This is a genomic window from Noviherbaspirillum humi, from assembly GCF_900188095.1.
Classification (GTDB): Bacteria; Pseudomonadota; Gammaproteobacteria; order Burkholderiales; family Burkholderiaceae_D; genus Noviherbaspirillum; species Noviherbaspirillum humi.
Window position 1 is genome coordinate 167,169 of the sequence record NZ_FZOT01000002.1, and the last position, 14,096, is coordinate 181,264.

Consider the following 14,096-nt stretch of genomic DNA (forward strand, 5'->3'; position numbering starts at 1 on the left):
ATTCCCTGCTACGCCCCGCGACTACCTCTGCATCGCTTCCCACACCTTCTGCAGCCGCTTCACGGACACCGGCATCGGCGTGCGCAGCTCTTGCGCGAACAGCGAGACCCGCAGCTCTTCCAGCATCCAGCGGTACTCCGCCATGCGCGGATCGGCGCGGCCGCCCTGCCCTTTCTGCGCCCGCTGCCACGGCTGGGCGGCGGACTGCCAGTCCGCCATCAGCCTGGTGTCGCGCGCCGGGTCGGCGCGCAGCTTGTCGAGGCGGATGTGGATGGCCTTCAGGTAACGCGGAAAATGCACCAGGTGCTCGTATTCGTTGTCGGCGACGAAGCGCTTGCCGATCAGCACCCTGAGCTGGGCCTCGATGTCGGCCACCGCCTGCGGCTGGCCCTTGGCGCCCTGCAGCTTCTTCGGCAGCGGATGATACTCGGCGAGGATCTGCCCCACCAGGCGCGCGATCTCGTTCACCAGCAGGTTGAGCCGGGCCTTGCCCTCGTCGCGGCGGCGGGTGAACTGCTCGGCATTGATCGGCAGCGGATCCTGCAGGAAGGCGCGCTCGATGCCGGCGCCGATGATCTGATCGCGCAATTCCTCCTGCGTGCCGAGGGCCATGAACTGCATGCCCATCTGCTGCAGGCCCGGGATGTTCTTGTCCAGGAACTTCAGCTGCTCTTTTACCTGCAGCGAGAACAACCGGCGCAGCCCGAGCCGGTGCACCCTGGCGGCTTCGGCCGGGTCGTCGAACACCTCGATGTCGCAATGGGCGCCCTTGTCCACCAGCGCCGGGAAGCCGATCAGCGTCTGCTTGCCGCGGGTGATTTCAAGAAGCTCGGGCAGCTCGCCGAAGGACCAGGTGGTGAGATTCTGCTGTTCCGTTGGGGCGGACGATTCCGCAACCTTCGCCCCTTTCGTCCCCTGTGCCGGCTTCGCGGCAGGGGCCGGCTCGGCATCGCGCGCCGCACCATCGCCGCCCTCCGCCGCTGTCACCGTCGCCGTCTCCGCCAGGCGCTGGAAGCTTTGCCGCGCCTGTCCGCCGAGCTCCGCCTGCAGCGCCGCCAGGTTGCGGCCCATGTCGAGCTGGCGGCCATGCTCGTCGATCACCTTGAAGTTCATGAACAGGTGGGCGGGCAGCGTCTCCAGCTTGAAGTCGGTGGTCTTCACCGTCACGCCGGTCTGCTCCCGCACATCGGCGATCAGCGCATCGATCAGGCTGCCGCGGCCGAAGTCGGCGCGCTCGCTGAAGCCGGCCGCATAGTCGGGCAGCGGCACGCAATGCCGGCGCAATTTCTGCGGCAGCGACTTCAGCAGCAGATGCACCTTCTCCTTGATCATGCCGGGCACCAGCCATTCGGCCCGCTCGGCCGATACCTGGTTTAGCGAATAGAGCGGCACGGTGAGCGTGACGCCGTCGCGCGGGCTGCCCGGCTCGAAGTGGTAGGTCAGCGCCATGGCGACGCCGGCTACCGTCATCGTCTTGGGGAACAAGTCTGTGGTGACGCCGGCGGCTTCGTGCCGCATCAGGTCGTCGCGGTTCAGGTAGAGCAGCTTGGGATTGTCGCGCACCGCTTCGTTGTGCCACTTCTCGAAGGCCGGGCCGTTGTTGATGTGGACCGGCACCAGCTTGTCGTAGAAGGCGGCGATCAGTCCTTCGTCCACCAGCACATCCAGGCGGCGCGACTTGTGCTCCAGGTTCTCGATCTCGCGCACCAGCTTCTGGTTGTGGGCGAAGAACGGCGCCCGGGTGTCGTAGTCGCCGCCGACCAGGGCGTCGCGAATGAAGATGTCGCGCGCCTCCTTGGGATTGAAGCTGCCAAAGTTCACCGGCCGCTGGCTGTAGACCACCAGCCCGTACAAGGTCGCCCGCTCATAGGCGGTGACGCGGGCGGCGCGCTTTTCCCAGCGCGGCTCGCCGTAGGATTTCTTCAGCAGGTGGCCGCCGATGCGCTCCAGCCACTCCGGCTGGATCTGCGCCACGGTGCGGGCATACAGCCGGCTGGTTTCCACCAGTTCGGCCGCCATGATCCAGCGGCCGGCCTTCTTCGCCAGCGCGGAGCCGGGCCAGATGTGGAACTTGATGCCGCGCGCGCCGAGGTAAATGCCGTCGTCCTCCGACTTGAAGCCGATGTTGCCGAGCAGGCCGGTGAGCAGCGCCGCATGCAGCTGCTCATAGGTGGCCGGCGCTTCGTTCAGGCGCCAGCCCTGCTCCTTCACCAGCGTCAGCAGCTGGGAGTGCACGTCGCGCCATTCGCGCAGGCGCACCTGCGACAGGAAATTGGCGCGGCAGTTGTCCTGCAGCTGGCGGTTCGACTTCTTGTGCGCGATCGCGTCCTCGAACCATTTCCAGATCTTGAGGAAGGCGATGAACTCCGACTTCTCGTCGGCGAACTTCTTGTGCGCCTGGTCCGCCGCCTGCTGCGATTCCAGCGGCCGGTCGCGCGGGTCCTGCACCGACAGCGCCGAGGCGATGATCAGCATCTCGCTCAGGCAGGCCTGGTCGCGGGCGGCCAAAATCATGCGGCCGACGCGCGGATCGAGGGGCAGCTTGGCCAGCTGGCGGCCGGTCGGCGTGAGGACATTGTCGTCGTCGATCGCGCCCAGTTCCTGCAGCAGCTGGTAGCCGTCGGCGATGGCCCGGCCCGGCGGCGGCTCGATGAAGGGGAAAGTCTCGACATCGGTCAGGCGCAATGACTTCATGCGCAGGATGACGGCGGCGAGGGAGGAACGCAGGATTTCCGGATCGGTGAAGCGCGGCCGCTTGAGGAAGTCCTCCTCCTCGTAGAGCCGGATGCAGACGCCGGCGGCGACCCGGCCGCAGCGGCCGGCGCGCTGGTTGGCGGCGGACTGCGCGACCGGCTCGATCTGCAGCTGTTCCACCTTGTTGCGGTAGCTGTAGCGCTTCACCCGCGCCAGGCCGGTGTCCACGACGAAGCGGATGCCGGGCACGGTGAGCGAAGTCTCGGCGACGTTGGTGGCCAGGACGATGCGGCGCGCGTTCGAGGTCTTGAACACCCGCTCCTGCTCGGCCACCGACAGGCGCGCGAACAGCGGCAGGATTTCGACGTGCGGCGGATGGTGCTTGCGCAGCGCCTCGGCGGCGTCGCGGATCTCGCGCTCGCCCGGCAGGAACACCAGCACGTCGCCGGAGCCGAGGCGGGCCAGTTCATCGACCGCATCGACCACCGCTTCCATCAGGTCGCGCTGCTCGCGCTTGCTGTTTCCGCTGCCGCCGGCATTGGCACGCGCTTCGCCGGCCTGGTCCTGCTCCACCGGGCGGTAGCGTATCTCCACCGGATAGAGGCGGCCCGACACTTCGATCACCGGCGCGGGCTTGTCCTCGCTGCCGAAATGGCGGGCGAAGCGATCGGCATCGATGGTCGCCGAGGTGATGATCAGCTTCAGGTCCGGCCGGCGCGGCAGCAAGCCCTTGAGGTAGCCAAGCAGGAAATCGATGTTCAGGCTGCGCTCGTGCGCCTCGTCGATGATGATGGTGTCGTACTGCTTGAGCAGCGGATCGGTCTGCGTCTCCGCCAGCAGGATGCCGTCGGTCATGAGCTTCACCGAGGCGCCCTTGGACAACGTATCGGTGAAGCGCACCTTGAATCCGACGTTCTCGCCGAGCGGCGTGCCGAGTTCCTGGGCGATGCGCTTGGCGGTGGAGGACGCGGCGATGCGGCGCGGCTGGGTATGGCCGATCAGGCCCGCCTGCCCGCGCCCGAGTTCGAGGCAGATCTTCGGCAGCTGGGTGGTCTTGCCGGAACCGGTCTCGCCGCTGACGATCACCACCTGATGCTTGCGCAGCGCCTCGGCGATCTCGCGGCGCCGTCCCGAGACCGGCAGCTCTTCCGGGAAGGTTATCGGGGGCAGCGCGTTGCGCTCGGGCGGCGGGGCGGGAGTAGCTGTGTTTTGCCGGTCCGGGCGGCCGGTTTTTTTGGAAGGCTGGGATGCAGACATATCGGGGCGAATTATAATGCCCATCATGGAAAACCCTATTCAGTTCGTTCAGTGGCTGCGCTCGGTCGCGCCGTACATACACGCTTTCCGCGGCAAGACCTTCGTCGTCGCCTTCCCCGGCGAACTGGTGCAGGCCGGCGCGCTGCCGGTGCTGGCGCAGGACCTGTCGCTGCTGCACGCACTCGGCATCAAGGTCGTCATCGTGCACGGCAGCCGGCCGCAGGTGGAAGAACAGCTGGCGCTGCGCAAGGTCGAGCCGCGCTTTCATAAGGGCGTGCGCATCACCGACACCACGGCCCTGGAGTGCGCCAAGGAAGCCGCCGGCGAGATCCGGCTCGACATCGAAGCCGCCTTCAGCCAGGGCTTGCCGAACACGCCGATGGCCCATGCCGCGGTGCGCATCATTTCCGGCAACTTCGTCACCGCCCGGCCGATGGGCGTGATCGACGGCGTCGACCTGGAACTGACCGGCATCGTGCGCAAGATTGCCTATGAGACCATCCATCCGATATTAAGTGCCGGCGCCATGGTGCTGCTGTCGCCGCTCGGATTCTCGCCCACCGGCGAAGCCTTCAACCTCACCATGGAAGACGTGGCGGTCTCCGCCGCCACCGCCTTGCGCGCCGACAAGCTGATCTTCATCACCGAGACGCCGCTGATGACCGATTCCGGCGGTACCGAACTGCGCGAACTCTCCGCCCATCAGGCTCAGGCCGTGCTGCAGGCCGGCTTCCTGCCGCCGGATGCGTCTTTCTACCTGCGTCATGCGATCCAGGTCTGCAACAATGGCGTGTCCCGGGCCCACATCGTGCCGTTCAGCACCGACGGCTCCGCCCTGCTGGAGCTGTTCACCCACGACGGCATCGGCACCATGGTCACCTACCAGAACCTCGAAAGCCTGCGCGACGCCACCATCGAGGATGTGGGTGGCATCCTGAAGCTGATCGAGCCCCTGGAAGCGGACGGCACCCTGGTCAAGCGCGGCCGGGAGCTGATCGAGCGCGAGATCGACTATTTTTCCGTCATCGAGCACGACGGCGTCATCTTCGGCTGCGCCGCGCTCTACCCCTTCCCCTCGGAAAAGATGGGCGAGATGGCTTGCCTCACGGTAAGCCCCGACGCCCAGGCCCAGGGCGACGGCGAGCGCCTGCTCAAGCACATCGAGAACCGCGCCCGCGCCGCCGGCTTCACCAGGCTGTTCGTGCTCACGACCCGCACCGCCCACTGGTTCCTCAAGCGCGGTTTCATGCCGGCCAACGTGGATGCGCTGCCCAAGGACAGGCAGCACATGTACAACTGGCAGCGCAAATCCCAGGTATTCATCAAGCAACTCTGAATTTCATCCACCCGATACGCTCTCAGCCGGAGCGTGACTGAACATCAAGGAGTCAATATGGCCCGCATGGTCCACTGCATCAAGCTCAACCGCGAAGCCGAAGGCCTCGATTTCCCGCCCTACCCCGGTGAACTCGGCAAGCGCATCTATGAAAACGTCTCGAAGGAAGCCTGGGCAGCCTGGCTCAAGCATCAGACCATGCTGGTCAACGAGAACCGCCTGAACCTGGCCGATGCGCGCGCCCGCAAGTATCTCGCCACCCAGATGGAAAACCACTTTTTCGGCTCCGGAGCGGACGCCGCCGCCGGCTACGTGCCGCCGACGGAATAACGCCATTTCGCACCCATGGCTTGATGAGCCCGCGGCAGCGATGCCGCGGGCTTTTTCGTTTCCGGCGTCCGCCAGATGCGCGCAGCGGCGCACCGTGCTGGCGGCAGTCCGGGTGGGGATAGACCCTTCAACAGTCCGCCCTCGCGGCTTCTTGACCCGAACAGGGCATTTCCCAAGCCGCTTTCCTGAGCTTAAGATTGCATACGGTCAAACACAGCCGGCGACACGCGCTGCGCTGTTTCGCGACCAACCATTTCGACTCATTTGGAAAGACACCGCATGCGCATTTTTCTTCTGGCGCTCACAAACGCCGCCCTGCTGTTGATGCACGACGCCCAGGCCAAGCTGGTGGAAGAAGTCATCCGCGTTCCCGTGGAGGCGGCCAACCTGTACGGCAAGGCGACATCCCAGGAAATCGTCGTCACGCTTTTCCGCGATGACGCCAGCACCGGCCCGCAGCCGCTCGCGATCATCAATCATGGCCGCGCCGCGGAAGCGAAGGACAGGATCGCCCTGGGCAGGGCCCGCTACAGCGCGGTGTCGCGCTGGCTGGCGTCGCTCGGTTTTGTGGTCGCGCTGCCGACCCGGATCGGTTATGGCGAGAGCGGCGGCGACGATGTGGAAGATTCCGGGTCATGCAACGCCAAGAAGTATGGACCCAGCTATGCGGCCGGGATCGGCCAGGTTGTCACCGTCATGGAAGCATTGCGCAAGCGTCCGGACGTCGAGAAGGAGCGCACGCTCGTGATCGGCCAATCCTTCGGCGGCGCGATGTCGATCGGGATCGCGGCGCTGGCGGTACCGGGTGTGCAAGCCGCGATCAACTTCGCCGGCGGTGGTGGCGGCAATCCCATCGACCGTCCCGCCAATCCTTGCGGCCAGCATCAGATGAAGCAATTGTTCGCGAGCTATGGCGCCACGGCTCGCCTGCCCACCCTGTGGATCTACACCGAAAACGACAAGTACTGGGGACCGGCCTTGCCCCGCGAATGGTTCGACGCCTTTCGCGCCGCAGGCGGCAACGGCGAATTCGTCCGGTTTCCGGCCCATGGGGAGAACGGCCACGGCTTCTTCAGCGCGGCGCCTGCGGAATGGCGCAGCACGGTGCTGGACTTCCTGAGGAAGAACGGCTATCCGACGCTGGGCGCCGATTGACCCGACGACGCTTGCCGCAGGTGCCGGTCGATTGCGGCATCCGCCAGCCAGCGTCCCGCCTGCTCGTCAACGTTGCTTCGCGCCTCGCCGTCCATCGCGGCTGGCCATGTGCCTGGCCACGCGCTTGGCCGCTTGCATTGAGTGCGCTTCGAGCCGGGCGCCCAGGCGCCCGGCCGCCATAGTCCGGGAAACGAACTGCCGTGCGGTTAATACATATCCACGAAAAATCGATACCGCCTGCAGTCAGTTCTGGATGAGTTTGTTTCCGCCCCGCTTTCACAAGGTGTCAATCTTCTCCAGATAGGCCTTTGCCTGGGCCAGCGTTGCTTCCCGCTCTTCGTTGGGCATCCCGGCCCAGCTCTTGTACACCACCGCCAGGCGCGGGTGGCCGGCGAAGCGCTCCGAATGCCGGTCCAGGAAATGCCAGTAAAGGGAATTGAGAGGACAGGCGCCAGTGCCATGGCGCAGTTTCGGGTCGTAGCGGCAGCCCTTGCAGTAATCCGATTGCCGTCCGACATAGCCGGCGGCGCCGGCGTAAGGCTTGCTCGCCACGACGCCGCCGTCGGCAAACTGGCTCATGCCGCGGGTGTTCGGCATTTCCACCCATTCGAAGGCATCGATGTAGATGCCGAGGTACCAGGCATCCACCTCGTCGGGATCGCAGCCGGCCAGCAATGCGAAATTCCCGGTCACCATCAGCCGCTGAATGTGGTGCGCATAGGCCTTGTCGAGCGAGGCCGAGATCGCCGCCCGCTGGCACGCCATGCCGGTCTCGCCGGTCCAGTACCAAGCGGGCAACGGTCTGTCCGCTTGCATCGCGTTGAGCCTGGCATAGCCCGGCATGCGCGCCCAATAGACGCCGCGCATGAATTCGCGCCAGCCGAGGATCTGGCGCACGAAGCCTTCGCAGCTGGCGAGTTCCACCTTGCCCGCCTCGTATGCCTGCAGCGCGGCGGTGATGACCTCCAGCGGATGCAGCAGCTTCACGTTGAGGGCGAAGCTCAGCCCGGAATGGAACAGCAAGGCTGACTCCCGGCTCATCGCATCCTGGAAGCGGCCGAAATGGGGCAGCACCTGCTCGACGAATCGCGCCAGCCCGGTACGCGCCTCGCGCCGCGTGAGCGGCCAGCGCAACGCGTTTTCATGCGGCGTGCCGATGGTCTGCACGCCGGCCTCGACGATTTCCCGCCACAGCGATGAGAGATCATGCCCCGACCAGGGCCATGCGGGAGCCGGCGGGTCGCCGCGCCACTTGTCGCGGTTCTCGGCATCGTAGTTCCACTTGCCGCCCGCCGGCTTTTCATTCCCGTCCAGCAGGATGCCGTAGCGCTTGCGCATGCCGCGATAGAAGTACTCCATGCGTGGCACCCGCCCTCGGAATTCGGCGGCGATTTCGCTGCGCCCCACCAGGAAATGTTCGGCATCGCACACGACGGAATGGATTCCTCGTGCGGCAAGGGTTTCTTCGGCGGTCCGCAGCGCCTGTTCCATGCGCCACTCGTCTGCCTCCATGCGCTCGAAGCGGACCGCACCCGTCTCCGCCGCGATGCGCATCAGGTTGTCCCTGAAGTTCTGGGCATTGGCGACATCCCCCAGCTTCAGGTAGCGCACCTGGTGGCCAGCCTTCTCCAGCGCAGCGGCGAAGGTCCGCATCGCGGCGAAGATGGCCAGCACCTTTTGCGCATGGTGGCGCACGTAATCGGTCTCGCTGCGGGTTTCCATCAGCAGGTAGACCACATCGCCGCGCACGGCGCGGAACCAGCTGTGGCCAGCGTTGAGCTGGTCGCCCAGCACCAGCCGCAGCACCGTCATCGCGCCCCTCCGGCAGCGGGCCGCCGCCTGCGGCAGCGCTCAGAGCAATATTTGACTTCTTCCCAGACGGCAGACCACTTGCGGCGCCAAACGAAGGGACGGCCGCAGACAAGGCAGATCCTGGTGGGCAGATGGGGCTTGCGATGCATGCGGGCGCTGGCGAAGAAAAGGGAGAGCGGCGTGCCGGAACACGCCAACCCGTTGAAATTTGTCTACGCCGATTCTAGAACACCACGGCCTTGGAACCTCGACCGCGGGGCTTGCAGTATCGACAAACGCCGGTCAAAACCACAACAGCGCTGGACATCAACCATCGTCCCGCGCCTTGTCCAGGTCAAAAAGGAAAAGCCACCTCGCGGTGGCTTTCGCATCGTGCTAATGCAGTTTATTTTCAGCCGAAAGTCAGCGTGCGCACGCCGGACGGCGTGCCGAGCAAGGCAGTATGGGCGCCGTGCAGCGCGAACAGGCCGACGGTGACGACGCCGGCGATGTTGTTGACCTGCCGCTCCATCGCCAGCGGATCGGCGATCTGCAGGCCGGCGACGTCGATGATCATGCAGCCGTTGTCGGTCATGTAGGGCTGACCATCCTTCATGCGCAGATGCGGCGTGCCGCCCAGGGCAGCCAACTGGCGCGTCACCACCGGCACGGCCATCGGAATCACTTCCACCGGCAGTGGAAACTTGCCCATCACGTCGACCAGCTTGGATTCGTCGGCGATGCAGATGAAGCGGTCGGCCGCCGAGGCGACGATCTTTTCGCGGGTGAGCGCACCGCCGCCGCCCTTGATCATGGCGCCGCTGGCGGTGATCTCGTCGGCGCCGTCGATGTAGACCGGCATGCGCGCCACCTGGTCCAGGCCCAGCACCGGGATGCCGTGCGACTTCAGCCGGGCGGCGGTGGCTTCGGAGGATGCCACCGCACCCTTGATGCGGTCCTTGATCCTGCCGAGCTCGTCAATGAAGAAGTTGGCGGTGGAGCCGGTGCCGACGCCGATGATTTCGCCGTCGACGACATAATCGATCGCCGCGCGGGCAACGGCCTGTTTCAGTTCATCCTGGGTCATGATAGGTGCTTGGTTCGGGCAATAAACCCGACATTGTAAGCGCAAGGCCGCCGGAACACGATCCGCATGCCTTTCAGCCCGCTTTCAGCCGGCTCGCCTCCCGTGCCAGTTCACCGATGCGATTCCAGTCGCCGGCGGCGAGCGCCTCCTTCGGCGTCAGCCAGGAACCGCCGACGCAGGCCACATTGCCGCACGCCAGGAACTGCGCCGCATTTTCGGGGCCAACGCCGCCGGTGGGGCAGAAGGTCACATCCGGCAGCGGTCCGGCGATGGCCTTGAGCATGCCGATGCCGCCCGCCGGCACCGCCGGGAACAGTTTGAGCTGGAAGAAGCCGGCCTCGCGCGCCGCCATGATCTCCGACGGCGTCATCACGCCCGGCAGCAGCGGCAGGCCGCTGTCGCGAGCGGCGGCAATCAACGCCGGCGTCAGGCCGGGCGACACGCCGAACACTGCGCCGGCATCGCGCGCGGCGCGAAACTCTTCCGGCCGAGTCAGGGTGCCGACGCCGACGATGGCTTCGGGCAGCTTGCTCGCGATTTCCCGTATCGCCGGCAAGCCGTGTTCGGTGCGCAGCGTCACCTCCAGCACCCGGATGCCATTGCCCACCAGCGCCCGCGCCACCGGCAGCGCCTGCGCCAGGTCGTCGAAAGCCAGCACCGGGATCACCGGCGAGGCATGCATGATGTCGAGCAGGGTGTTCACGCGATTTCCTCCACGCGGGTCGGCATCGATGCGTCGGCCGGCGGGAGGCCGAAGGTGGCCGCGCCCTCCTCCGCCGCGCCGACGGTGCCGCGGAACATGGCGAACAGCTCCCGGCCCATGCCGACATGGTGGGCCGACAGGTCGGCTTCGGGAATGGTGCGCGCCTGCCACGCCGCTTCCGGCACCAGCGCCTGCAGCACGCCGGCCTCGGCATCGAGGCGGATCATGTCGCCGTCGCGTATCCGGCCGAGCGGGCCGCCCGCCAGCACCTCCGGCGACACATGGATCGCCGCCGGCACCTTGCCGGATGCTCCGGACATGCGGCCGTCGGTCACCAGCGCCACCTTTCTGCCGGCATCCTGCAGATTGGCGAGCGCCGGCGTGAGCGAGTGCAGTTCCGGCATGCCGTTGGCCCTGGGGCCCTGGAAGCGCACCACGGCGACGAAGTCCCGCTCCAGCTTCCCATCCTTGTAGGCGCGCAGGAAAGCTTCCTGCGAATCGAATACCAGGGCCGGCGCCTCCACCAGTCGGTGCTGCGGCTTGACCGCCGAGATCTTGATCACCGCCCGGCCGAGATTGCCCTGCATGAGCCGCAGGCCGCCGTCAGCCGCGAACGGCGCCGCCACCGGACGCGCCACGTTGTCATCGCCGCTGACGGGCGTGGCGGGCTTCCACACCACTTCCTGCGCCGGGTCGAGGAAGGGTTCGGCGCAATGGGCGCGCAGGCCGCGACCGAGTATCGTCAGCACGTCGTCGTGCAGCAAGCCGGCGTCGAGCAGTTCGCGGATCACGAAGCCGGGTCCGCCCGCCGCCTGGAAGTGGTTGATGTCGGCCTCGCCGTTCGGATAGATCCGTGTCAGCAGCGGCACCGCGCCGGAGAGTTCATCGAAGTCGTTCCAGTCGATGACGATGCCGGCCGCGCGGGCGATCGCCACCAGATGCAAGGTGTGATTGGTGGAACCGCCGGTGGCCAGCAGCGCGACGATGGCATTGACGATGGCTTTCTCGTCCACCATCCGGCCGACCGGAATGTAATGCTGTCCCTGGGCGCTGATCTCCACCGCGCGCCGCGCCGCCGCCTTCGTCAACGCGTCGCGCAGCGGCGTGCCGGGCGTGATGAAGGCCGCGCCCGGCAGATGCAGGCCCATCACTTCCATCAGCATCTGGTTGCTGTTGGCGGTGCCGTAGAAGGTGCAGGTGCCGGGGCCGTGGTAGGACAGCGCCTCCGATTCCAGCAGTTCGTCGCGCCCGAGCTTGCCTTGCGCATACAGCTGGCGAGTGCGGGCCTTTTCCGCATTGCCGATGCCGGTGGTCATCGGCCCGGCGGGAATGAATACCGCCGGCAAATGGCCGAAGTGCAGCGCGCCGATCAGAAGCCCGGGCACGATCTTGTCGCACACGCCGAGATAGACGGCGGCGTCGAACATATTGTGCGACAGGGCGACGGCAGTGGACATGGCAATGGTATCGCGCGAGAACAGCGACAATTCCATCCCGGGCCGTCCCTGGGTGACGCCGTCGCACATCGCCGGCACGCCGCCGGCGAACTGGGCCACGCCGCCGGCCGAGCGCGCCGCCTCGCGGATCAGGTCCGGAAAGCGGTGGAAGGGCTGGTGCGCAGACAGCATGTCGTTGTAGGCGGAGACGATGGCCAGCGAAGGCTGTCGCTGCTGCTTCAGGATCAGCTTGTCGTGCGGCTCGAAGGCGGCAAAGCCATGGGCGAGATTGGTGCAGGAAAGCGACCCGCGGTTGACGCCCTCGCCATGGGCGGCCTCCAGCCGCGCGAGATAGGCCGCGCGATAAGGCCGGCTGCGCTCGATGATGCGATCGGTGACGCGGGATAGCGTGCTGTGCACAGTCATGCTGGAACCTTTCCGGAAATGGCGGATGGATGATATCGGTGCGCGCTGGTTGCCAGGATCTGCACGGCGGCGCGGCGGCTTTGCCCGCTGATGATCAGAGTCAAAGGCGAATCGGGCTGGCTGCCTATGATGTAGGGAATTTGCGTCCTGCTATTGTATATTCCAATTTTACAACTCCGGTTGCCGACATGCCCCACCCTTCCCTGACCAGCCTTCCCGCCTTCGCCGATCTGCAAGCCCACTATGCGCATGCCAGCCAGTGGCAGCTGCGCCAGTTGTTTGCCGGCGATCCGCAGCGGTTCAAGCGCTTCTCGGTCGAGGCGGCCGGCCTGCTGCTGGATTACTCGAAGAACCGGATCAGCGAGGAAACTCTCGCCCTGCTGCTGCGCCTGGCGCAAGAACGCGACCTGGAAGCGCGCCGCGACGCCATGTTCGCCGGCGAAAAGATCAATGCCACCGAGCAGCGCGCGGTGCTGCATACCGCCCTGCGGGCGCCGCGCGGGGCCGGACCGACGCTGGATGGACAGGATGTGACGCAAGAGGTTCATGCGGTGCTGGACCACATGCGCCGCTTCAGCGAGCAGGTGCGCTCCGGCCAGTGGCTGGGCTGCAGCGGCAAGGCCATTACCGACATCGTCAACATCGGCATCGGCGGCTCCGACCTCGGGCCGGAAATGGTGACGCGGGCGTTGCGGCCCCTCGTTCATCCGCGCCTGTCGCTGCATTTCGTCTCCAACGTCGACGGCCATGACCTCGATGCGGCGCTTTCGGGGCTGGACCCGGAAACCACCCTGTTCGTCATTGCGTCCAAGACCTTCACTACCCGCGAAACCATGATGAACGCCCATTCGGCGCGCTCCTGGTTCCTGAAGAAGCGCGGCGAAGCCGACCTGCCACGGCATTTCGTGGCGGTATCGACCAACACCGACGGCGTGCGCCAGTTCGGCATCGATCCGGAAAACATGTTTCCGTTCTGGGACTGGGTCGGAGGCCGCTACTCGGTCTGGTCGGCGATCGGCCTGCCGGTAGCGCTGGCCATCGGCTTCGAGCGCTTCCGCGAGTTCCTCGACGGCGCGCATGCGATGGACCAGCATTTCCGTACCGAGCCGCTGGCGCGCAACATGCCGGTCCTGCTTGGCCTGATCGGCCTCTGGTACCGCAATTTCTTCCACTACGGTTCGGTCTCGATCGCGCCTTACCACCAGGATCTCAGCCAGTTCCCGGCCTACCTGCAGCAACTGGGGATGGAAAGCAACGGCAAGCAGGTCACCTTCGATGGCGGTCCGGTCGGAATCGATACCTGCCCGGTGATCTGGGGCGACGTCGGCACCAACGGCCAGCATGCCTATTTCCAGTTGCTGCACCAGGGCACCGACGTGACGCCGACGGACTTCATCGCTGCGCTGACGCCGGCGCACGGGCTGCCCGGCCATCACGCGGTGCTGCTGGCCAACTGCTTCGCCCAGGCCGAGGCTTTCATGAAGGGCAAGACGGCGGATGAGGTACGCGCGGAAATGCAGGCGCAGAAGCTTTCCAATGAACAGGTCGAGCAGCTCGTGCCGCATCGCACCTTCCCCGGCAACCGGCCGAGCAACATGATCCTGATGGAAGCGCTGACGCCGGCCGCGCTCGGCGCCCTGATCGCGCTGTATGAGCACAAGACCTTCGTGCAGGGCGTGATGTGGGACGTCAACAGCTTCGACCAGTGGGGCGTGGAACTGGGCAAGGTGCTGGCGAAGAACATCGAATCCGAACTCGAAGGCCAGCCCAGGCCGGAATTGCATGACAGTTCCACCAATGCGCTGATCGCGCGTGCCCGGGCCTGCCTGAACCTCTGACGCGGCGCCCTCGGCCGATTGCCGGCGGGCCGCCGCCAATCGG

General features: G+C 66.1%; 10 protein-coding genes. 4 read left to right on the forward strand and 6 right to left on the reverse strand.

The genetic code is table 11. The annotated features are described in order from the left end of the window. Positions 1 to 21 precede the first annotated feature (21 nt). On the reverse strand, positions 22 to 3,951 hold the full coding sequence (gene hrpA / locus CHB88_RS04150; RefSeq protein WP_089398041.1) for an ATP-dependent RNA helicase HrpA: 3,930 nt from the start codon (positions 3,949 to 3,951) through the stop codon (positions 22 to 24). A gap of 25 nt (positions 3,952 to 3,976) precedes the next feature. Between hrpA and argA the strand changes: the two genes are divergently transcribed. From argA to CHB88_RS04165, 3 genes are all read left to right on the forward strand, one after another. Further along, entirely contained in the window at positions 3,977 to 5,287 is a 1,311-nt protein-coding gene (argA, locus tag CHB88_RS04155) for an amino-acid N-acetyltransferase (RefSeq protein WP_089398479.1), read from the forward strand. A gap of 57 nt (positions 5,288 to 5,344) precedes the next feature. Beyond that, positions 5,345 to 5,617, forward strand: coding sequence for an oxidative damage protection protein (locus tag CHB88_RS04160; protein ID WP_089398042.1), 273 nt, complete (start codon positions 5,345 to 5,347; stop codon positions 5,615 to 5,617). Positions 5,618 to 5,896: 279 nt separating this feature from the next. Then, a complete protein-coding gene (locus tag CHB88_RS04165) occupies positions 5,897 to 6,772 on the forward strand; it encodes a dienelactone hydrolase family protein (RefSeq protein WP_245844736.1) in 876 nt (291 codons plus the stop codon). 276 nt (positions 6,773 to 7,048) lie between these two features. Here the strand turns inward: CHB88_RS04165 and CHB88_RS04170 are convergent, their stop codons facing one another. From CHB88_RS04170 to edd, 5 genes are all read right to left on the reverse strand, one after another. Continuing rightward, entirely contained in the window at positions 7,049 to 8,584 is a 1,536-nt protein-coding gene (locus CHB88_RS04170) for a cryptochrome/photolyase family protein (protein WP_089398043.1), read from the reverse strand. Further along, entirely contained in the window at positions 8,581 to 8,733 is a 153-nt protein-coding gene (locus CHB88_RS04175; RefSeq protein ID WP_089398481.1) for a DUF2256 domain-containing protein, read from the reverse strand. Before CHB88_RS04175 ends, CHB88_RS04170 begins: the two co-directional genes overlap by 4 nt. Positions 8,734 to 8,975: 242 nt before the next feature. After that, positions 8,976 to 9,650 (reverse strand): ribose-5-phosphate isomerase RpiA, encoded by a 675-nt coding sequence (gene rpiA / locus CHB88_RS04180; protein ID WP_089398044.1) that lies wholly within the window; start codon positions 9,648 to 9,650, stop codon positions 8,976 to 8,978. Positions 9,651 to 9,723: 73 nt separating this feature from the next. Beyond that, positions 9,724 to 10,353 carry a bifunctional 4-hydroxy-2-oxoglutarate aldolase/2-dehydro-3-deoxy-phosphogluconate aldolase gene (eda, locus tag CHB88_RS04185; RefSeq protein WP_089398045.1) on the reverse strand — a complete coding sequence of 210 codons (630 nt, stop codon included), beginning with the start codon at positions 10,351 to 10,353 and terminating at the stop codon, positions 9,724 to 9,726. Then, the gene (gene edd / locus CHB88_RS04190) at positions 10,350 to 12,215 is read right to left on the reverse strand and encodes a phosphogluconate dehydratase (protein ID WP_089398046.1); all 1,866 of its coding nucleotides are present in this window, start codon (positions 12,213 to 12,215) and stop codon (positions 10,350 to 10,352) included. The genes eda and edd overlap by 4 nt, the downstream gene beginning before the upstream one ends. Before the next feature lie 188 nt (positions 12,216 to 12,403). On the opposite strand from edd, the gene pgi reads away from it, so the two are divergent. Next, the gene (gene pgi, locus CHB88_RS04195) at positions 12,404 to 14,053 is read left to right on the forward strand and encodes a glucose-6-phosphate isomerase (protein WP_089398047.1); all 1,650 of its coding nucleotides are present in this window, start codon (positions 12,404 to 12,406) and stop codon (positions 14,051 to 14,053) included. Positions 14,054 to 14,096 lie beyond the last annotated feature (43 nt).

Bases quoted from the DNA above. Each gene is read 5' to 3' on its own strand.
- argA (WP_089398479.1), top strand. From the start codon at position 3,977: ATGGAAAACCCTATTCAGTTCGTTCAGTGGCTGCGCTCGGTCGCGCCG.
- pgi (WP_089398047.1), top strand. From the start codon at position 12,404: ATGCCCCACCCTTCCCTGACCAGCCTTCCCGCCTTCGCCGATCTGCAA.
- rpiA (WP_089398044.1), bottom strand. From the start codon at position 9,650: ATGACCCAGGATGAACTGAAACAGGCCGTTGCCCGCGCGGCGATCGAT.
- hrpA (WP_089398041.1), bottom strand. From the start codon at position 3,951: ATGTCTGCATCCCAGCCTTCCAAAAAAACCGGCCGCCCGGACCGGCAA.
- edd (WP_089398046.1), bottom strand. From the start codon at position 12,215: ATGACTGTGCACAGCACGCTATCCCGCGTCACCGATCGCATCATCGAG.
- CHB88_RS04160 (WP_089398042.1), top strand. From the start codon at position 5,345: ATGGCCCGCATGGTCCACTGCATCAAGCTCAACCGCGAAGCCGAAGGC.
- CHB88_RS04175 (WP_089398481.1), bottom strand. From the start codon at position 8,733: ATGCATCGCAAGCCCCATCTGCCCACCAGGATCTGCCTTGTCTGCGGC.
- CHB88_RS04165 (WP_245844736.1), top strand. From the start codon at position 5,897: ATGCGCATTTTTCTTCTGGCGCTCACAAACGCCGCCCTGCTGTTGATG.
- CHB88_RS04170 (WP_089398043.1), bottom strand. From the start codon at position 8,584: ATGACGGTGCTGCGGCTGGTGCTGGGCGACCAGCTCAACGCTGGCCAC.